Origin of the sequence: Clostridium sp., from assembly GCF_032576335.1 — a bacterium.
Classification (GTDB): domain Bacteria; phylum Bacillota; class Clostridia; order Oscillospirales; family Acutalibacteraceae; genus Faecalispora.
This window is the reverse complement of sequence record NZ_JAWFXC010000005.1, coordinates 73,525-93,619: the sequence shown is the minus strand read 5'-3', so window position 1 is coordinate 93,619 and position 20,095 is coordinate 73,525. Positions and strand designations below refer to the sequence as shown.

The window sequence follows — 20,095 nt, the reverse complement described above, 5'->3', positions numbered from 1 at the left end:
TCATCATGAAGTCAGCTACTCACCCAATCGTAGTCTGTAAAAAAATTCATGATACCGTTTTTACCAAGGATGAAGAAAAAATTCGTGAGACAAAAACAGTACAATATTTTATACCATCTTTCCATTTTAAATCTATTTTAAAATATCTAGAGATATTACTTCTAATTTTAATAGTTGCTGCGATTATTGCAGGAAAAAAAGAAGAAGTTGCTCCAATAATGAATTTCATACTGGAACAACTTCCCTAAGCAAAACAGTGCTCATCCAATACACATTACGCTACTAATGTGTATAAACAATTTTATTATTAACATAAAATTCACAAATTGTCAATAAGATTCTTAAAAACATTAAGAAAGGTTACGAAGTTTCGTAACCTTTTCTTTTTATTTAAATAAATAAACGGATATTATTCCTGCTAATATTGCACCTAATGTGTTGCTGATTAAATCCATATCCGTATCCGCTAAACCATGCTGATGCATTAATGGCTTTGGACTTTTTAATACCGTATCTATAATAAATTCTAATATTTCAAATAATGTTCCCAGCGAAATACCAATTGCGGCAATTAGCAAAGCAGTGTACCCTTTACCTCCTTGAATGGACCCCCATATATTTTGCAATATGGAGTAAGAAAGCAACGAAAATGTAAAAGCACCAAAGCAATGGAGATAGCGGTCAAATATTTTACTCCTATGGTACAAATTAAGGCTTTGCCCTAGTACTGTATGCCCAATTAAAGTAATCATAAAAAATAACAGAATAAAGGGATAAATCGGATACTGAAGCCTTTGATTTAAAACTATAAGTAATACAGGTATTCCAACTAGTATAACATTTTGTATTATTAGAGCATACTTTTTGTTTTTTGCAGCATCATAAATTGTAAATAACTCAGCTAAAACAAAAAGAACGTTACATATAAGTAAAAATGTTTCTGTCATTTTTTACTCCCTATTTTATATTTATAAATATTGTTCCTCTTATTAAAAAAAAATATCCTATTAATCCATAATTAAGGCGATCAGTGTCTCTTCTCATGCTCTCACTTATAACAATTAAGATAGGAGCTTATCTATGAAGCTACAAAAAGGTTTTATTTTTCTTGGCATGCTAGGTGTTGTATCTTTTTTACTGCATGATATCTTGGGGTGGATTTTGATAAAAGGCTATAACCCTATTACTTCTTACATTAGTGTTTTAACCGCGGATGGAACTCCTTACTCTCCCTTTCTTCGTACTCTAATTCAACTATACCAACTCTGTTTTCTTGTTTTCTCCGCTACTCTTAGTTATAAAGCCTTTAAAAAATACAGTACGTACACAAAAATCGGGTTCGTTTTGTTGTTCATCGTCGCTGCCATCTCTATTTTTACGTTCGGCGTCTTTCCTATGACAATGGAATCTTCCACCAATGCACAGAATATTTTCCACCTACTTTTGATTTTATTGATTATTATTCTAACAAACCTATCCCTTTTCCTTTTGGCATTTGGGTATTGGAAAAAAGAAAAAATACTTTTAATTGGCAAAATCACACTCACCTTTGCTGTTGTTTTTCTTCTTTCTAATTTGCTCCACTTAGTAGCGATTGCAATGCACTGGAATGTACTAGGGCTTATTCAAAGAGTGAGTGCCTATTCCTTTTTAACCTTTACCTTTTTGCTTTCTTATTTTTATGTTAAAAAGGGAGGTCGTTAAATAAATTATAACTAGGCTAAGCTCATGTTTGAATTTAAAATAAAAAACAGAGACACACGAATTAATATTAACTCGTGTGTCTCTGTTTATTGAATGAGTTCCACCTTGCTTAAAAAATTATTTCAATTATTTTCACATGTAAAGTCACTCAGTGGAAAAAACCGAAACTAGTTCGACATGTTCTGCAGTTTATAAAAACTTATCCGTCGCATTTTGTTTTAACCAGTATTCTAACCTATCATCATACGGAAAAATTCTAATATATTTGTATTTCCTTGACTTGATTTTTATAAAGTCAAATTTAGATTTTACAAAAGTTCTATCCGATATGTAAATAAATGGATAATAAGTAATTCCTCCTATACTATTAAAATGACCCCATTGCTTGATATTTGAAAATTCAATTTCAAATGCCTTTATATTCCAATGATAGTTAACTAATTTATTGTCTTTTAATTCTACGAACTGAAAATAAGCAATAAATAACGGTAGCTCAATTACTAAAAAAATTATTAAAATCAACAATTGGGGTATCTGGTTAAGATTTGTACTACTTTTTACAACCAAGTACGAAATGCCATCTGCTATTAAAAGCAAAATTGGAAAACCACAACAAAGTATCATAACGTTTTTATATTTTAAATATTTCAAAACTCTTCCTCCAAATAATCGTAGGCTTAATTAATGATCAACTGCTTATTTTCTAAAATCGTACTGAAGATTCTCACACCGTTTTAAATCATAATTATAAAATACGTCTGGAAGAAGGCAGATCAATTCTGCCTTCTTCCAGACTTCATGTTATATTAAGCTTTGATATGACAACTTTGAGTATTTCTTAATTTCTTCGATTAGATTGCCGCGATTTTCTATTGTAATAAAATTTTTACGTTCTTTTAGTTTTATTTTATTTATATCAGACCGTTCTTTACTAGTAATCGGTCTCTTAGAAATATAAATAAAATCAACATACATACATCTCCCTCTTGAATGGGCAGTACCTATTTCACAAACTTCCAACCATGAAAAAGTACGTAATTTAATAAATCCAGAATATAAGATTATTTTTTCATAATCAAATTCTATTCTTAGACATGCAATTGGAATTAAAAAATACATAGGGTATTCATAAAATGCTAAAAATACTATTGAATCATTAAAATTCCATTTAAATTTAATAAGAAAACAAATAGCTACTGCTGAATAAAATAAAAATATGATGCATACTCCGACAGTGAATGTCGAACTTCTTTGATATTTCACCATTTAATCTCCGTCTTTCACCTTATAAATTGCTGGTTATAACCGAAAGGAGCCAGAGGCTTTGGCTCCTTATCTATACAATAATTCCGAGTAGATTTATATTTTGCAATTTATAAAAACTTCTCGGATGCATTTTGTTTGAGCCAGTTTACTAATCTATCATCATACGGAAAAATTCTAATATATTTGTATTTCCTTGGCAAAACTTTCGTAAAGTCAAATTTAGATTTTACAAAAGTTCTATCCGATATGTAAATAAATGAATAAGAAGTAACTACATATTGTCCTCCTATACTATTAAAATGAAGTATATAAACCTATATTTTTATATCACTTTTTATAATATTTTGCAAGCTAATTTAAATAAAATATTATATATTTATTTTAAATATATAAATGCTTCAAAGCTACCGATAAGAATATAAAGAAATACCAACGGCTACGCCGTTGGTATTTCTTTAACAGGTAAAATCCACTATTATTGTTTTCTAAGTTTTAATTTCTTTACATTCATTTAGCAAAGAACTATCTTTAGTATACAGATTACGTTCTCTTCATCACCTTTTCAAAACGGAAAAAGTACTCACTGCTTTCAAAATTGGCTGCGGGCACATGTGGGTCAAGATGATGAGGGTTATAAAATTCTACAATTTGAAAACCACACTTATTAATATAAAAGTGTATGTTCCTTTTTTCAAAGTATGGTGTATGCGTTTCCCAAATTTCCGTTTCTGGGTGCAGCTCTTCAATTGCTCTCCATGCGGCAAGACCAATCCCCTTGCTATGCTCACGACCATGCTCATTTGCTCTAATAAACAATAAGTCCAAAGAATTGCGGCGAGTTTTCGGGTCTATCACAAGTACCGTTCCGCCCACAATAGTACCATCCAACAAAATATGGTAGGTTTCCGCCCCCTTGGCATCCATAGATTCCTCTATATCCTTTTGGGGAATCACCTCTTGTGTAGCCTCACCGAATTCCTCTACAACGGCAACCGTGAAAGCATCCTGCAGATCTTTTATAAATTTTTCACGGTCACTCTCACCAATGGGTTGTAGCGTGATTTTCTTGTTTATTATTTTTCCCATCTACTTTTCACCTCAAAAATATCTTTGCCCATACATTATAAATAAGGTATGTGAATTTAGTATTAATGAGACACAGTTTTAAAGCAAGAGCAAACGATCCCCCTTTAGTTCGTCTCCGTTCCATTTTATCTGTGCGAAAAAGCCGCCTGCATGTTCATTTACACGATTGAGCCATTCCACCTCATTGGCTGCTTTTGCCTTTAAAATTGGGTTGGTTGTATATGTTCCAAAAAGGGATTGATTTACAACCCACCATTTTGTAGCAATACCGGCACGCTTTAAATCCTCCTCTAAACGCAAAGCCTCATAAATAGGAGTGGCTTCCGGCAAAGTTACTATAATAACCTCAGTTTCTTTCGATTTCAAGCGTGGCAGCAAATTTTTTACCGATTCAGGGATTTCCCCCTTGGTCCGTTGGATTTCATGATGATAGCTCTGTGTGGATTCTAGCAATAACAACGTATGACCTGTGGGTGCGGTATCAACAACAACTACCTGCTCTTTGGCCTTTTCAACCACCTCTGCAAAAGCGCGGAATACGGCAATCTCCTGCGTGCAGGGGGAGCGCAAATCCTCCTCTACATAGGCTATATCCTCTTTACTCATGCCTGTGCTTCGGGCTTTCGAAAGCACCTCTGCCTGGTACTTTTTCAGCTCGGCAGATTCATCAATATGGCTCATCGTAATGCCGCTTGAATCATCCAGAACAAATTTAAGGTGAGCGGCTGGGTCCGTGGTGGTTAGGTGAACCCTCTTTCCCCTCTTTGCAAGCCCCATCGCAATGGCGGCGGCAACTGTGGTTTTACCTACGCCCCCCTTACCCATTGTAAAAATAACTCGCCTGTCTTCTGCCGCCAGCTCATCTATTATGGTAGAAAGGGATGGAATCTGCGCTGTGTGCAGCGTTTCTTCGGAACAGGTAACATGGTCTGTATGAAGTAAGGCGCGTACATTTTCAATTCCGGATACCTGATAGGCACGCAATGGCACACGATAAGTGGAAAGGGAACGCAAACCTTCGGGCGTTGCAGCCAGAGCCGCCTGCTGTTTTTGAAACAAGCGATGAGAAACTTCGTCATCCGGTTCCGTGAGCACCCCGTTCATCACCAGAATTTGATTATGAACCCCCAGGGCCGAAAGTTCGCCGGATGCCCGCTCCGCTTCTTTCATTGGCGCCGTTTCTGGCCGTGAGACAAGAATGAGGGTCGTTAAATTCGCGTCCGCCAGCGTTTCCACCGCTTGCTTATAGATTGCTTTTTTGCTGTCTAACCCGGAAAGCTGACCAAGACAGGAGGCCCCGTGTGTACTTTCGCTTATAAAATCACTCCATGCAGATGGCAGCTGAAGCATCCGCAGTGTATGACCGGTAGGGGCCGTGTCGAAAATAATGTAGTCGTATTCCTGCTGTACTTTTTCATCTGTAATAAAACCGGAAAATTCATTAAACGCCGCAATCTCAACCGTACATGAGCCAGAAAGCTGCTCTTCCATAGTGGAAATGACTGTATCAGGCAGTTTATCCCGATAGGGTGCTATCACACTTTCGCGGTATTCTGCGGCGGCCTGTATGGGGTCTAGATTCGCAACAACGAGATTTGGCACTTCAAGAATGGGTGTTCCCTTGTTTGAAAGCTCCAAAGAAAAAACATCTTGCAGGTTGGAAGCCGGGTCGGTACTAATCAGCAGTACTCGCTTCCCACTGTCAGCAAGTGACACTGCCGTGGCGCATGCGAGGCTGGTTTTTCCTACACCACCCTTGCCGGTAAAAAACAGGTACTTGGTCAGCATGGTTTTCAAAGGCTGAAAAAGCTCCATCAGCACCCTCCTTTGCAATGGCAGGAACCAGACTTCTTCTTTGTTATCTTTACTTTTGTAGTCTCGTTCGGTTTCCCCAATATGACATCCGGCAGCTCTAAAAGCTTTGTAAATTCTTCATTGGTTGGGTAACGGCCGGTAATTACAATATTACCGTCAACAACAATAGCCGGTAACCCTTCCGCTCCCTTGGCATTAATATACGCATTTATGGTCTGGTCGGTAACGAATTCCATGGGCGCACTGTTCAGATTATACCGCTCTACCGGTATACCGTGCTTATTGAGTGTATTTAGCACAGTGGAGATTCGCAGCAATTCCGGGTCAACTCCAACACCGCACAAACCGGTAGAACAGCACATCGCAGGCTCAAAAATCTTCATTTTGTTCATATCCAATCATCTCCTATTCTCAATAACAAAAATCTGTCCATATAACCTGGCAGGCTACTCTTGCACTTGTCACTTACAATGATCACAGCATTCTTTATTTTGCTTGCAAATGCAATTCTCTTTATCCGAAGTAATATGGCAAAAGAATTGTTTGGTTTGCTGAATCACATCCATATTCAGTGTGTAGTACGTCCATTTTCCTTCTTCTCTGCCTTTGACGATTCCACATTCGCATAAAAGCTTCATGTGATGAGACAAGGTAGATTGAGACATTTCAAACTTCTTTAAAATTTCACAGGCACATAGTTCTCCGCATGAGAGCATATCTACAATCATTGCTCGTTTGGGGTCACCGAGTGCCTTAAAAACCTTTATATTTTCCGAATAATAATCCATTCCAACACCTCAAATCGAATTTGTTCGATATGTTATAGTATATGCACCAAATCGAAAAATGTCAATATGTAAATCGCTCGAGCACAATTTTATTTTTTATAAGAACTTCGATTTCACCATAAAATCTTTATTATAAAATCTTCTGAAAACCATACTAAGAACAGCAGAAACATCGACACTTCCTCTCTTTCCAACCCTCAGTAATTATGTTACAATGAAAAAAATTTAACTTGCGTTTTCAATGGACGCATCAAGCATGTTGATTCTCTGTTCACCCGTGTTTTTTCATTCTTCTGTATGGCAAGCGAAAGGTGGGTCATCCATGCACGACAAGCTGATTCTTCAGGTAAACCGAGAGATTACTGAGACTCTAACTTCTCTTCGGTTGGCCGTCCTCCCAAACCGAAAGATTACTCTGGATCAATTTAAAAATCCTGTTTGGATTGAGGGATTGGCCACTCTATTCCCCATTCAGGAACGTCTTCTCTGCACGAAGGTACTGGACCTATGCGCTCCAATACTGAATCAGCTATGTCCAGATACACCGGAGGAAGGTTGGCTTCGTTTTTCTTACCAGTATATTTGCAGCCTGATGTTCCCAGAAAACGGGTTTGCTCCAAAAGCAGGCCAATATGCCCAGGGTGCTCAAATCTACCTTACCATACTTCACATTCTTCTAAATTATGAGCGCGCTGCCCTTTCTTTTGACCCAATGCTGGATTTTCAGTTTCTTTCGGAAGAGGAGTACAGTCATTGCAACAGCGCAAAAGAATACCGCCGCCTCATGAATGCTTGGCAAGAGGAATTTCTTTACGAGTTGATGCGCCTTGGGGCAGAGGTAACTCCCTACCAAACTTTAAGCCATATTGCCGGTGTACACTACATTGCCATGATTGCCGCTCGCGGCCTTAGGGAAGCGGGAGTAGAGGTAGATTTGGCTCTCATCTCGGGATCGGCTGCAACACACGATTTTGGTAAGTTCGGATGCCGCCCCGGCGAGCGAGTTCCCTATTTGCACTACTACTACACCGACCAATGGCTCCTTGCCCGAAAAATGGACGGGATTAGTCATATTGCCTCCAACCACTCGACATGGGATTTGGAGCTTGAGTCTCTTTCCGTAGAATCTCTACTGTTAATCTACGCAGATTTTCGCTCCAAGCAAATTCGGGATGCAAACGGTAATGAAGTTACGATTCTTTACCCGCTCAATGAGTCGTTCCAGGTCATATTGTCGAAGCTTGATAATGTGGACCCCAAAAAGCGCAGGCGGTATGAATTTGTGTATGAGAAGCTCCATGACTTTGAGGATTATATGCGCAGCCTTGGCGTAGATGTTGATTTGACAGGGAATCGGCAGTCCCCAGCACCCCGCAAGGATCCCGCACTCATGAACCCGGAAGAAACACTAAACAGCCTAATCCTTTTGTCCGTAGAGCACAACCTGCAATTAATGCATATGCTCTCCAACGAGCAAAAATTTGGTAATATCATCGAAGAGGCTCGCTCTGCCAAAAGCTGGCGACATTTACGCGCGTACCTCAATGTTTTTGAAGAATATTTCACCTATCTCTCTGTGCGGCAAAAGACACAGGCGTTGTCTTTTTTATACGAGTTACTCATCCACCGTGAGGGCGATATACGACGCCAGGCGGGAAGCCTGATGGGTCAAATCATCGCACGCTTTCATTTGGTTTACCGTAAAGAGATTCCCGCAGACGCGGAGAACGACCCGGCGGAGGAAGTTCCATTTACCTTGTGGGCGCATTATTTGGATAAGATTATTTTTCCAGACCATAAAACCACCCCACAGGAACGTTCTCACATTAGCTATGCGCTGAAGCTGGTGGTTGGGGCAATGCTGAATTATGCTCGCCCCGGAGATGTTCCTCGCTTTTTAGGTGCTTTGCTCAATTACTATGAGTATTCGGAGGAAATCACCTCCGATACCGCCTTTACTCTGCTCGATGCCATCCGGAATCTCCCTGCCCATTATTATGGAGAGGAAATGCGAGGCAAATTGATTGACTTTGCCGCTTGCTTTGCTGCTTGCGGAGAGTTGCGGCTGGTTATTGTTGCCCTTGAGTTCCTGCGGGAGGTGCAGCGTTCTCTTCCCCGCAGTCACCCGCAGATGACCCGCATAGTTGAGCTTACACGAAATTTGCACTCTAAAGATTTGACAACCATCTTTCTTCAGTGCAAAATCTTACGCCGAGCAGGAGAAGATGTTACCAACCTTGAGCATACTTTGTACCACATGGATATTACCAGCGAAGTCTTTTTGGACAACCTGAAAATCGCCACTCCGTGGGTTGTTAAAGTGGCTGGTGTAGAGCTATTGCGAGACCAGGTGGAACACGGCCTAAAAACACATGTGCTGCATATTGCAACCCATTTCTCCAATCTAATAAAAGTATCGGAACGAGTGGTAGTTCGGCATACTGCTGGTTCGGCTCTGGTGCGAACTCTGCCAATCCTGCGACGCGATCAGCGCAACGAGGTTGTTGTGGAGCTTGGCAAGGGTTTGGAAATGGGGCAGTATGAAATTTCCAAATATATCCCTGAGTATTTGGGCAAGACTGCCTTGTACCTACACCCGAACGAACTAAACGAGCAAGTGCTATGGCTAAAGGGATTGCTCGGTTCCTCCAGCAATTCCGCTGTTTCTGGTGCGCTAAACACCATCGGAGTGTTGCTTCAGCACTACCCCGCGTACCGGGAACGATTTCCTGAGTCAGAATCTGCCTACGAAGCCCGGCGGCAAGAGCTACTTGGCCTGCTGCTTCAAGGGCTGGCTCATTACCGGGAAGAGGTTCATCAGGAAGCCCTACTGGTTGTTGGTAAGCTGCTGTTCGAATCTACCGTGCTGAACATGGAAGAAAAAGGGCGGCTCTTTTCGCTGTGTTACCGCAAACTGCTCTTCCTGATGCAGGAGGTGCCGGGTCACAGCAGTCTAACCTTCTTCTATCGAGCCGCCGCACTCGCCCATATTAACCGCTTTATTGCCGTGCGAAGATTGGATCACGGCCCCTTCACCTTTGATAAACCCCGCAAAATTGCATTTTTTCCCGGCACCTTCGACCCCTTTACCCTTTCTCACAAGGGCATTGTTCATGCCATTCGGGACATGGGGTTTGAAGTATACTTGGCGGTCGATGAGTTCTCGTGGTCGAAAAAAGCCCAGCCCCATTTAATCCGCCGGCAGATTGTCAACTTGTCGGTAGCCGGAGATTTTCACGTTCACCTATTTCCGGATGATATTCCAGTTAACATTGCCAATCCTGCCAATCTACAGCAGCTGGTGGAGCTGTTCCCCAAGCAGCAGGTTTATGTGGTTGTGGGGAGCGACGTGGTGCTCAACGCATCGTCCTATCGGGCACAGCCAGTTCCCTATTCCATCCATCAGATGAACCACGTCATCTTCCGCCGCGCAGGAGAGGCTGAGCTGCCCCGCGATCTGCCGATCAACGGAAAGGTGATTCAGCTGCAGCTACCGTCTCACTTGGAGGACATCAGCTCAACCCGCATCCGGGAGAACGTGGATTTGAATCGGGATATTTCCACCTTCACCGACCCGGTCATCCAAGATTTCATTTATCAAAATGGCCTTTATCTTCGAGATACCCCTGACAAACCCCTCCTTTATGCTGGGGATTTAGAATTCCAATGGATTGACACTCCATCCCCCGCACTGTTGTGCAGTCTAACTGCCGATTACCCAAACGGAGAAGAGGTATGCGCGGCGATTCTTCGACGGCAGGATCGCATCTTGCTGCTGCGCCGCACCGGTCATGAGCGTCACCTCGGCTTTATCAGCTATCGCCTGCTCACAACCTCACAGCTCTTCTCTGCGCTGGAGGATCACGAACTGGCGAACCGAATTCGTCTTCGTTCCGCTGGTAACGTGCTTTTTATTACCACTTTAAGCGCCGACACGTCAGAAAAGCACAAGGATTATGGTCAACTTCTACTCAGTGAATTGTTCGCCCATGCACTGGAGCAAGAATACGTTTATGCTGTTTTTCGTCCCCATGATAACCGCATCCCACCGCAGCTCGAAGACACGCTAGCTCGGCAAGGCTTTGTGTCTCGAGAGGGTGAAGCACCGATTCGCGAGGTAGATATGCACGCCCCTACGGTGCTCATTCAAAATCTGGAGACCACAATACAAGAGCCGCTTTGCCGCAATTCACAGGTTCTGTCATCCATTCGTCGCAACCATGAGCGGCTTCAGTACTCCCTAACCGGGTTGTACCCAGGTTCTTTGGTTCTAACACTGTCTGCCGATATCATTCACCACCGGCTGCTGGAGAAAATTACTGCCTATAATAATGTGCCCTCCACGCCGATTGTACCGCGCACACTTGGCGAAAATATGTGTGTTCCTTTTGGCAAGCTGCTTCGGGGGAAAAGCGTTCCAAACACCGTAACAAAAACCATTCATACAGACAGGGTGTTTTCGCCCGACCTTACCGAGACAACGATCGAAGCTTTCCCCTACTACGCCTCGATACCCTGCCAGATTCGCACCATTAAATCCTTTAATCGCCCGGTGATTTTGGTCGACGACTTGATGCACCCCGGCCTGCGCATGGGAGTGCTCGACCCCATTCTGCGCGAGGAGGAGGTTCCTATTCGCATGGTGCTGGTGGGTGTACTGTCGGGTTATGGGAAAGATTTAATGCATTCGTGGGAAAGACCAATTGACAGTGTTTACTTTTTGCCAAGGCTGCGGCAGTGGTTTGTGGAATCTACCTTTTATCCTTTCATCGGCGGGAATACCGTGCGTCGTTCCAGCTTCCCTGTTCCCGGCCTGCTGCCAGGCATTAATCACATTTTACCCTATGCCTCCCCTTCTCACTTGTCTGAATGCGGTCGCGAAGCGGTGTTTTGTTTGTCTCGTACTTGCCTAGAGGCGGCACACGATGTCATCTCTACCCTAGAACAGGAATACCGTATTCTTTATGGCCGAAATTTGACACTGTCCCGATTAGCAGAGGCCGTTATTTTACCCTTGTGCCCCGACAAAGGTACCTGTTTGAGCTACGATCCCAATTTATCCGCATCGGTTTATCTAAAAAATGATTTAGAACAGCTTTTGCGTGAATATCTATAAATTACGGTATGCCGGGGTTACCCTCTGCTTTCCGTTTTATAAACTTAAACTTTTTTGGAAGGTGATGCTATGTATTACTACAGTTATAAGGGCGCTAACCTCGTATCTCTTACCCCTCAAGACGGCTTTCGCTCACCCATTGCTCCGGTGACAGAAGGGATGCTCTTTGCTCCGGTCTCTGGGGATGCGGTTTTGGGTAGAGGCTCTTTTCGTGTAGGCCACCCGGGGCAGTTATTAGACCCGCACGGGCTGGAGGTGCTGGACGCCTCCCGTATGACTGAAGTAGAGGTGGATGCACCCACCCAAGCCGCTATTGCTGAGGGTCGCCTCACCGCCATTAATACCGGCCGCATCGGTTGGGAAGACCTGCTCAATGCCGCTCCAAAAACTGGTAAGCGGCGGGTCAATATCGTGGCGATTGGGGATGTTGGCTCTACATTACTCACCGGATTAAAACTAATGGGCGGGGATGTCATTTCCTCCATCGGTATCTGCGATGTATCGGATCAAATTACTTCTCGCTGGGAGTTTGAGATGGGTCAGGTCGCAATTCCTTGGGATTACGACGCCCTGCCGGAAGTAGAAATTGTCTCCCCCGACCGCATTTTTGACTGTGATGTATTTGTTTTTGTTGCCTCCAAAGGGATTCCTCCGGTTGGCTCTCAGGTGAAAGATGTGCGTATGGCTCAATTTGAGGCAAATGCCGCCATCGTAAAGCACTATGCCAAAATGGCTCGTGACGCTCAGTTCCAGGGCTTGTGGTGCGCCGTGTCCGACCCAGTGGATCCCTTAGCAAAAACGGCATATCTGGAAAGCAACCGCGATGAATCTGGCGTTTGGGATGGCAAGGGCCTGCGCCCCGAACAGATTCAGGGCTTTGGCCTTGGTGTGATGAACGCCCGGGCTGCCTATTATGCAAAACGGGACACGAGATTGTCCTCTTTTCTGTCGGAAGGGCGTTCCTTCGGCCCTCACGGCACAGGACTTTTCATAGCCAATTCCATCGATCACTATGATGAAGCGCTGTCTCAAGAGCTGACACACCTTACGGTGACAGCCAATTTAAAAATGCGTGAGCTGGGATTTAAGCCCTATGTGGCCCCCGCTTTATCCTCTGGTGCATTGTCTCTACTGCTTGCCTTGCGGGGGGAGTGGCACTGCGGCTCTGTTTTTCTGGACGGTATTTATATGGGTGTGAAGAATCGTTTTACCCCAGCTGGTATTGAAACCGAATTGCTGCCCCACATTCCAGAAGAACTGTTTGGCCATATTCGTGAAGCGGCAGAGCACTTGAAAGAGATTTTATAACTGTTTATAAAGAAGGTATTGGAATGTCCTTGATAGTAATCTATCCCCATCCGGACGTTCAAGGAGCAGACATACGTCTGGACGAAATTTTACGTTTCGCTCTGGAGGGGCGGCAGACCCGCACATTACGCCGCGCAGAGGAGCTAACCGACCTGACTGGCGAGCGTCTCCTGTTTGCCTTACCGCTAGGAGATACCGGCACAAACATAGAGTATAGCAGGCTGTTGGCCCGCCTGCGCCGAGAACCCGAGCTGCTTAAGGGCTGCACGGCAGGATTAATCGTAGACGGAACTTCCCCTTTGTATACCAAATCGGCCGCGGCGGAGCTAACGTTGGCAGCGAACCTAGCAGGCTGTGCATTTTTGGGCCGCCCGCTAGTGGAGGGCACCGGTTCGCTGGTGAACTTTAAGGTACAGGCGAAACAGCTCCATACCGATTTACCGGGAGCCTATCAAGCAGCCGCCCGAGAGCTTGCCGACAGAATAGAGAAAGAGTGCTTCCCCAAGCCGGAGAAGCCAGAGTTATTGGTACTACACGCCTCAAACCACCATACTTCCAACACAATGGCACTCTGGAGTGAGGTGAAAGCTCGCCTTGGCGATGCGTTTATTGTGACCGAAATTGGGTTGCGTAACGGTACTTTGTCTGACTGCTCAGGCTGCCCCTATACCATGTGCCTTCACTTTGGTGAGCGGGGAGAATGCTTTTACGGCGGTGTAATGCAGGATGAGGTGTACCCTGCCGTTCGCCGTTGTGCGGGAGTGGTAATGCTATGTCCCAATTATAATGATGCAATGTCTGCTAATATGACCGCCTTTATTAACCGCCTTACCGCCTTGTTTCGCCAAACACGTTTTTACGACAAGGCGCTTTTCTCCATAGTGGTATCCGGTTATTCTGGAGGAGATATTGTTGCTCGGCAGTTGATTGCCGGAATGAATATGAATAAATCTTTCTATCTCCCCAGCCGGTTTTCCATGCTGGAGACGGCCAATGACCCCGGTGAGGCATTATCCCTACCGGGAATTGGAGAGAGACTCGATGATTTTGCCTCCCGAATCCGCTGCACTCTGCTAAATTAAAGCATTTAAACAGGGAAACTCTGCTTCATACAGAGCTTCCCTGTTTCTTGTTGAAGATAACTTCTTGGAAGTTGCGGCTTAATATCTCAACTTCACCTCAAATTTCGCCTGTTGCATTCTGTATAGCCTCGAAAAAATCACTGAGGCAGTGAGAAGGGACCATTCTTCTAAAAGCAAGAATTCCCATTAGCTTTGCGAACAGAGATTAGAATTTGAATAACAAAGTCATTATAGGAATGCGGCTCATCCAAAAATACACTTAAATTTCGTAAAAAAAAACAAGCCCATATTGATGAGCTTGTTTTTTTAGAGTTTTAGATGAATTTAAACAACTGTAAAAATGCGATAACACCCAGTAAAACCATAATAATGCTACTTACAAGCGTCAGTGTAAACCAAACAGGTTTTAGTTGATATTCTTTAGGCAAGCTTTTTTTCTCAGTCCAAAGAAGTAAGAGACCGACTAGACCGATTCCAAAAACACTGCCAATTACAGTTGCAACCTGAAGAATGAAAGTATAAGTAATATTGGTCCATGCCAATAAAATACCACCAAAAATACAAAAAACTGCAACCCATAAGCGAGTTTTAAATTTATTTTCTGGTTTATGAATGGCAGGGAATGCTGGAGAAAAGCATGCACGGAATGTTGCGGGGTAAACCTGAGTGCTGAGTGCTACGAGCCCACCAAAGAATGCGCAGAAAATAGCGGCCTTATACAACAACACCAGACCAGGAGAAATTACAGAGAAGAAGTGAGCTTGATTTTGAATAATCTGGTCATTGGAAGGAACAACCTGCATTCCATTGGTTCCAAGTACAACGTTACCAAGAATCATGAAAATCGAACCTACTAGCCAGACAGCGGTGAAAGATGTAACGTTATCAATCTTAACGGCTTTTAACCACCCCTTGGCATTCGAAACTGTAGCTTCATCTTCCGGCAGCGGAATTGTTTCTTTGCCAGATAAGTTTTTCAGAGATGCCTGAATGTCTGAAATATTTTGATTCCCATACATGCCCCAGTTCTTTTCGCTCATTGTACCCATGTAACCGAGATAATCCTGGATTCCACCGCCAAGGATGCCAACTGCGCTGACGATTTCCAGCAGAATGGGTCCGGAAAGAATTTCAGGTCTTTTTGTCTGCACCCATTCAGGATACCCGGCCGGAATGGTTGGAACAAACCCCTGTAACATTGCGATCCAGTCTGGATTAGAGACAAAGACTGCAAGCAATGCGAAAATGACAAGTATTAGAACAATTGCAGTAGATACTTTCTCCATCTTTTCATAACTGAAAAAGACAAATAAGAATCCAACCAAGGCCCAAATTGTTCCGCATAGCACGGTATAGTTTGTGTCTATTCCAAAGGTCCAGCAGGTCCATTGCCCCAACACCTTAATAAAACCGCAGATGGAGGATGGGATGGCAATGGCAGCTACAATGCCCAAGAAAATAGCGACCCAGTTTTTTGAGCCTGGAAGAATCTGCCCCCATCGGGTAGCTGGATGTTCTCCGGTTAATGTTGCAAACTTGGAGCCAACGAAAACTACGCTCCCCTTCATAATTGCACACAATAAAAAAGTCCAGAGAAGAGAAAAGCCAAATAGTGAACCTTCACGGCTGGCGAAGAAAATCTCTCCATTGCCAATTGATGCAGATGCCACAATAATTCCTGGGCCAAGATAACGTAAAAGATCTTTGAATTTGCCGGCTTTTAATTTGGGATCGGGTTCAGGCATTGTCATTGCAACAGATTTCGTTTTTGTATCTGTCATTAAAAGCACTCCTTTTCATTTTTTTCGTACTGTAACAAAGGCAAATGAAAGTTGAGAAATCGCTAGCCTGCAAATTCGTTCTACCACTAAATAAGATACCCCCCTGAAAAATGAGCTTGCATGGTGAACGCATACTCGTTATACCAGCGCAACAACGTTCATAGCTTCTACCGCTATGGCAAATATTTGCCGGGATCCCGCAAGTTGTATTTCAAGGAACCAAAGGAACATGACACTTTACGTACGACAATAAGAAGCAATCGAGCGTTTTTAGGAAGCACTACCTACTGCAAGCATGAACTGCGCAGCAGGACTCTTGTAAATTGGAAGTCGCTTTCTTCTCCTCTACAATCCTCATTAACTCTAGACGCATCGCTTCAACAGGTGCCTTTTCCCCGCTCCAAAGTTCAATTTGTGCAACACCCTGATACAAAGACATCCCTAATCCGTTTAGTACACAGCAGCCTTTTTCTTCCGCATCCAACAAAAACTGAGTTTTTGCTGGATTGTAGCATGCGTCAAAGTAGAACTGTCCGGGTTGTATGTATTCTTTTTGCAAAGGGCTGCGGCCAATGCTCTCCCCCATTCCTACCCCGCTTGCATTGATTACTACATTGCAATCGGCTAGCTTTGAGAAATCCCCGTGGTGCACAAATTCAGCCACCGGAGCAAAATTTTCATTGATGTCTTCAACCAGAGCTTTTGCGCAGGGTTCAAAAACATCTGTAATATAAATCTTTTTGGCACCATAATAGGCCAAAACCGAACACATGGCACGCCCTGCTCCTCCGCCGCCAAAGCAGAAAAACACGCTTTGATCAACCTTGATTCCTGCTTCCTGCGTTAAAGAAGTATAAAATCCGATTCCGTCGGTGTTATAGCCAATTAACTTACCATCAAGGGTTTTTACTACGGTGTTGCACGCTCCCATTTTCTGACATAGTGGGTCCAACTCATCGAGATAGCGCAGTACCCGAACCTTGTTGGGTTTTGTAACAGCAAAACCCGCAGTATTCATATACCGCAGTCCATTGACAATATCTCCTAAATGCTCTTTATCCGCTTCGGTATAGAAATAAATCATATTGAGGCCTGCCGCCTGATACCCTACGTTCTGCATTTGAGCTGCAAAGGACTGTGAAAGCGGCGTACCAATGAGGGTAATTATTTTTGTATTAACATCAATTATCATCCTGTAACCTCTTTTTCTTATAAAGAAGGAATTATGTAACCATTACACTCCTTAATCTTAAGGTAATTTCCGAATTGGAAATGTACACATAAAGGTACTTATATCCCCAAAAACGAAGCTGTAATTTTTCAATCTAGGTTATTTGCCGCAAAGTACGCTTTTGCCTTATCAATACAGTTTCTAGCATGACCAGCCGCTCCAAATTGCTTAATATATTCTAAATTAGGCAACTCAATGGAAAGAGGTAGGTTTGGCAGTGCCTGTATCATTCCACAAATATCCATGATTCCATCCCCCGGGTAAAGTCGGGCTTCCCGAGCGATGTGAAATAAAAAAGGATCATTAATATTGCCTGCAACACATTCTCCATCCAAACAGGTGGGACCGTCACATAAATGGATAAAACGAAAATATTTGGGATTCGTACGAGCCAATTCTGCGGCTGTTACTCCTGCACGCCCGGCGTGAAGAATATCCACTAGAAGGAATAAGTTATCACGTTGTAACTCATCAACGAGAGTGATGCCCTCCTGCAAATTGCGAACTCCAGCCCATGGTAAAAATTCAATGTTATAATTCAATCCATAGCGAGCCGCCATATCTGCAATTAGCCCTGCCTGCTCCATATAAAATTTACGATCTCGAACCCAAACGCTACCCAGTACATCAGTAGCTCCCAACTTGGCAGCCGCTTCAAATGCGGGCTCATACTCATTGATGTCAATATCTGGCCGAATACGAGCCAGCTCTATATCCAACAGAGAGATATCGTATTCTGCCAGTGCTTCCTTTACTGCCTGAAAAAGCCGAATGTCTTTATGTAGTAAATATTCCGGTTCACCGGGCAAATGCATGGGAATGGTTCGCAGACTGACATAGTCATACCCTGCTTCTTTGGCGATTCTTATTTGTTCTACAGGATGAATTCCTGGAATCGTTAAGCAGGCCAATGAATAGGTTCTCATTCTAAATTCCCTCATTCTAAATAATTTAAAATAGGCTGCCACAACAAATGAATTGCGACAGCCCCCCTAATGTCATTACTTATGAGATTTTGCGTGGGAAGGGCTAACATATTTGCCGTTTTCCTTTTTAACCAATCTGCCGTTATCAACCAACTCGTTGGGAGAATAGATATCGTTAATGTTCCAGCAGCCGGGAGTTGGAACAACGATATTTTCCATGGGAACATCCAGCAAATAAGGCTCGTCGGCTTCCAAAGCCTCTTTCAGTGCGGCAGAGAAATCGTCGGCAGATACTACTTTCCTAGACTTTATGCCATATCCCTGCGCAATGACTGACCATTGAGGAGTATAACGTTCTCCGTTGGGAGTATGAAACACGGTACCAAAACGGGTATTATAGTTTGCCGCCTCAAGACCGGCGATAGTCCCAAATGCGGCATTGTTCATAACTACCCAAACCACATTAATACCATACTCTTTGGCTGCAGCCAGCACGGAGGGATTGGTGCCAAAGCCACCATCACCAATTAGAGTGATTACCTTTTTATCAGGAGCAGCCAGCTTAACACCCAACAAAGCAGCGGAACCAAAGCCCATAGTAGCCAGGCCGGAGCAGTGGTGTATCGAGCCGGGAACCTCAATATCGTACTGCTGTGCCATGCCGTTCTTATTCCAACCTACATCGGTTACGATGATGGCATCGCTAGGCAGAAGTTTTTTCACATCACGCAAAATACGCTGAGGTGCCATTGGAAAACGGTTGTCGTCACAAATTGGCTGGTTTTCCTGTTTGAAATGGGCTTTTTCTTTTGCAATCGTTGCCCGTAATTCTGGATGACTGCGGCCCTCCGGGCACAGCAGCTTTACTTCCGCCAGAATTTGCTTCAAGGCAGGCTTCAAATCCGCAATAGCTCCAATATCCACAGGATAATTGCGGCCAATTTCACTGGGGTCTATATCAATTTGCAAGAAATGAGTTCGCTCAGAATCAAAAGTGACTCCTTCATACCAACTGGAACTGTCTGCTTCGGCCAAACGAGTGCCCAGAGCCAAAATAACGTCTGCCTCGGTGGTCATTTTATGGGTTAGTTCAAAACCCCAGAAGCCAGTCTGACCCAACATTAAGGGATGGGTATCGGGAACACAGCCCTGCCCCATTAAAGTACGGGAAATCGGAATATCCAAAAACTCTGCCAATGCTGCCAATTCATCGGAAGCGCCGGAGGAAAGAATACCACCACCCGCATGGAGAACAGGTTGCTTTGCGGCCACCAATTTACTAGCGATTTCTTTGGCAACATCAGGATCAAGAGCAGGTCGAACCGTGATTCGACTATCGCGATAAGTACGGGCAAAATATTCCGTATCAATTTCTCTTGAGAAAATATCCATAGGAACAGAGATTAGTACGGGTCCCGGACGTCCGCTTTCCGCCAAACGAAAAGCTTTATCTAAAATCTCTGGCATCATCTCGGGAGTATCCACTCGCCAGGCGCGCTTAACAAAAGGTTTGTACATATCATATTGACTGCCGTCACAGTGCATATTCACTTCCTGATGAGGGTGTTTTCCATAATAGTAGCTGGGCACGTCTCCGGCGATTACTACCATGGGGATGGAATCTAGAGCAGCATTGAGCACACCAGTGGTGGCATTCGACAAACCTGGGCCTAGGTGGCACATCACTACGCTTGCCTTTTTGGTAATGCGAGCGTAGCCATCCGCAGCAGTAGATGCAATCTGCTCATGACGAACAGAAATAAATTTTAATTTTTTGGAGTCCTTCAGTGCATCCAGCATGGCAATAACGGTATGCCCGCACAAGCCAAACACATATTTTACATCTCTACGCTCAAGATAATCCACAATCTGGTAAGATAAAAGCTTTTTCATATAGTAAGTACATCCTTTCCAACATTTAGTAGCAATTATAAAATTAAGTCATGTGAATTTGGATATGAGAACTAATTCGGTGGCTTAATTCTAATCAAA

Annotated in this window: 16 protein-coding genes; 5 read left to right on the top strand and 11 right to left on the bottom strand. The window is 43.6% G+C overall.

The features are described 5' to 3' along the window. Positions 1–5 precede the first annotated feature (5 nt). Positions 6–248: a hypothetical protein gene (locus tag E7L17_RS07100; protein ID WP_316322561.1), complete on the top strand. Its 243-nt coding sequence runs from the start codon at positions 6–8 to the stop codon at positions 246–248. A gap of 138 nt (positions 249–386) precedes the next feature. Here E7L17_RS07100 and E7L17_RS07095 read toward each other — a convergent pair whose 3' ends face one another. After that, positions 387–947, bottom strand: coding sequence for a hypothetical protein (locus tag E7L17_RS07095; protein ID WP_316322560.1), 561 nt, complete (start codon positions 945–947; stop codon positions 387–389). A gap of 133 nt (positions 948–1,080) precedes the next feature. On the opposite strand from E7L17_RS07095, the gene E7L17_RS07090 reads away from it, so the two are divergent. Then, the gene (locus E7L17_RS07090; protein ID WP_316322559.1) at positions 1,081–1,704 is read left to right on the top strand and encodes a DUF998 domain-containing protein; all 624 of its coding nucleotides are present in this window, start codon (positions 1,081–1,083) and stop codon (positions 1,702–1,704) included. A 189-nt stretch (positions 1,705–1,893) separates the two neighbouring features. Here E7L17_RS07090 and E7L17_RS07085 read toward each other — a convergent pair whose 3' ends face one another. The 6 genes from E7L17_RS07085 to E7L17_RS07060 form a co-directional block, all read right to left on the bottom strand. Further along, positions 1,894–2,355, bottom strand: a complete 462-nt coding sequence (locus E7L17_RS07085) for a hypothetical protein (RefSeq protein WP_316322558.1) — start codon at positions 2,353–2,355, stop codon at positions 1,894–1,896. 150 nt (positions 2,356–2,505) lie between these two features. Beyond that, entirely contained in the window at positions 2,506–2,970 is a 465-nt protein-coding gene (locus E7L17_RS07080; protein WP_316322557.1) for a hypothetical protein, read from the bottom strand. 540 nt (positions 2,971–3,510) lie between these two features. Continuing rightward, complete coding sequence (locus E7L17_RS07075) at positions 3,511–4,056, bottom strand: GNAT family N-acetyltransferase (RefSeq protein ID WP_316322556.1); 546 nt, start codon at positions 4,054–4,056, stop codon at positions 3,511–3,513. 78 nt (positions 4,057–4,134) lie between these two features. After that, complete coding sequence (gene arsA / locus E7L17_RS07070; RefSeq protein ID WP_316322555.1) at positions 4,135–5,871, bottom strand: arsenical pump-driving ATPase; 1,737 nt, start codon at positions 5,869–5,871, stop codon at positions 4,135–4,137. Then, a complete protein-coding gene (gene arsD / locus E7L17_RS07065) occupies positions 5,871–6,263 on the bottom strand; it encodes an arsenite efflux transporter metallochaperone ArsD (protein WP_316322554.1) in 393 nt (130 codons plus the stop codon). Before arsD ends, arsA begins: the two co-directional genes overlap by 1 nt. 69 nt (positions 6,264–6,332) lie before the next feature. Beyond that, entirely contained in the window at positions 6,333–6,659 is a 327-nt protein-coding gene (locus E7L17_RS07060; RefSeq protein WP_316322553.1) for a metalloregulator ArsR/SmtB family transcription factor, read from the bottom strand. Between the two features lie 322 nt (positions 6,660–6,981). Here E7L17_RS07060 and E7L17_RS07055 point away from each other — a divergent pair, with 322 nt between their 5' ends. From E7L17_RS07055 to E7L17_RS07045, 3 genes are all read left to right on the top strand, one after another. After that, positions 6,982–11,775 carry a cytidyltransferase-related domain protein gene (locus E7L17_RS07055; protein WP_316322552.1) on the top strand — a complete coding sequence of 1,598 codons (4,794 nt, stop codon included), beginning with the start codon at positions 6,982–6,984 and terminating at the stop codon, positions 11,773–11,775. Between the two features lie 69 nt (positions 11,776–11,844). Further along, positions 11,845–13,083, top strand: coding sequence for a lactate dehydrogenase (locus E7L17_RS07050; RefSeq protein WP_316322551.1), 1,239 nt, complete (start codon positions 11,845–11,847; stop codon positions 13,081–13,083). A gap of 23 nt (positions 13,084–13,106) precedes the next feature. Then, positions 13,107–14,165: a flavodoxin family protein gene (locus tag E7L17_RS07045; protein WP_316322550.1), complete on the top strand. Its 1,059-nt coding sequence runs from the start codon at positions 13,107–13,109 to the stop codon at positions 14,163–14,165. Between the two features lie 314 nt (positions 14,166–14,479). Here E7L17_RS07045 and E7L17_RS07040 read toward each other — a convergent pair whose 3' ends face one another. From E7L17_RS07040 to E7L17_RS07025, 4 genes are all read right to left on the bottom strand, one after another. Beyond that, the gene (locus E7L17_RS07040) at positions 14,480–15,946 is read right to left on the bottom strand and encodes an Nramp family divalent metal transporter (RefSeq protein ID WP_316322549.1); all 1,467 of its coding nucleotides are present in this window, start codon (positions 15,944–15,946) and stop codon (positions 14,480–14,482) included. Between the two features lie 280 nt (positions 15,947–16,226). Beyond that, positions 16,227–17,138 (bottom strand): shikimate dehydrogenase, encoded by a 912-nt coding sequence (locus E7L17_RS07035; RefSeq protein WP_316322548.1) that lies wholly within the window; start codon positions 17,136–17,138, stop codon positions 16,227–16,229. Between the two features lie 128 nt (positions 17,139–17,266). Beyond that, positions 17,267–18,103: a sugar phosphate isomerase/epimerase family protein gene (locus E7L17_RS07030; protein WP_316322547.1), complete on the bottom strand. Its 837-nt coding sequence runs from the start codon at positions 18,101–18,103 to the stop codon at positions 17,267–17,269. 75 nt (positions 18,104–18,178) lie between these two features. Continuing rightward, on the bottom strand, positions 18,179–19,996 hold the full coding sequence (locus E7L17_RS07025) for a thiamine pyrophosphate-binding protein (protein ID WP_316322546.1): 1,818 nt from the start codon (positions 19,994–19,996) through the stop codon (positions 18,179–18,181). Positions 19,997–20,095: the final 99 nt, after the last annotated feature.

Bases quoted from the DNA above. Each gene is read 5' to 3' on its own strand.
- E7L17_RS07100 (WP_316322561.1), top strand. From the start codon at position 6: ATGAAGTCAGCTACTCACCCAATCGTAGTCTGTAAAAAAATTCATGAT.
- E7L17_RS07095 (WP_316322560.1), bottom strand. From the start codon at position 947: ATGACAGAAACATTTTTACTTATATGTAACGTTCTTTTTGTTTTAGCT.
- E7L17_RS07090 (WP_316322559.1), top strand. From the start codon at position 1,081: ATGAAGCTACAAAAAGGTTTTATTTTTCTTGGCATGCTAGGTGTTGTA.
- E7L17_RS07080 (WP_316322557.1), bottom strand. From the start codon at position 2,970: ATGGTGAAATATCAAAGAAGTTCGACATTCACTGTCGGAGTATGCATC.
- E7L17_RS07075 (WP_316322556.1), bottom strand. From the start codon at position 4,056: ATGGGAAAAATAATAAACAAGAAAATCACGCTACAACCCATTGGTGAG.
- arsA (WP_316322555.1), bottom strand. From the start codon at position 5,871: ATGGAGCTTTTTCAGCCTTTGAAAACCATGCTGACCAAGTACCTGTTT.
- arsD (WP_316322554.1), bottom strand. From the start codon at position 6,263: ATGAACAAAATGAAGATTTTTGAGCCTGCGATGTGCTGTTCTACCGGT.
- E7L17_RS07060 (WP_316322553.1), bottom strand. From the start codon at position 6,659: ATGGATTATTATTCGGAAAATATAAAGGTTTTTAAGGCACTCGGTGAC.
- E7L17_RS07055 (WP_316322552.1), top strand. From the start codon at position 6,982: ATGCACGACAAGCTGATTCTTCAGGTAAACCGAGAGATTACTGAGACT.
- E7L17_RS07050 (WP_316322551.1), top strand. From the start codon at position 11,845: ATGTATTACTACAGTTATAAGGGCGCTAACCTCGTATCTCTTACCCCT.
- E7L17_RS07045 (WP_316322550.1), top strand. From the start codon at position 13,107: ATGTCCTTGATAGTAATCTATCCCCATCCGGACGTTCAAGGAGCAGAC.
- E7L17_RS07040 (WP_316322549.1), bottom strand. From the start codon at position 15,946: ATGACAGATACAAAAACGAAATCTGTTGCAATGACAATGCCTGAACCC.
- E7L17_RS07035 (WP_316322548.1), bottom strand. From the start codon at position 17,138: ATGATAATTGATGTTAATACAAAAATAATTACCCTCATTGGTACGCCG.
- E7L17_RS07030 (WP_316322547.1), bottom strand. From the start codon at position 18,103: ATGAGAACCTATTCATTGGCCTGCTTAACGATTCCAGGAATTCATCCT.
- E7L17_RS07025 (WP_316322546.1), bottom strand. From the start codon at position 19,996: ATGAAAAAGCTTTTATCTTACCAGATTGTGGATTATCTTGAGCGTAGA.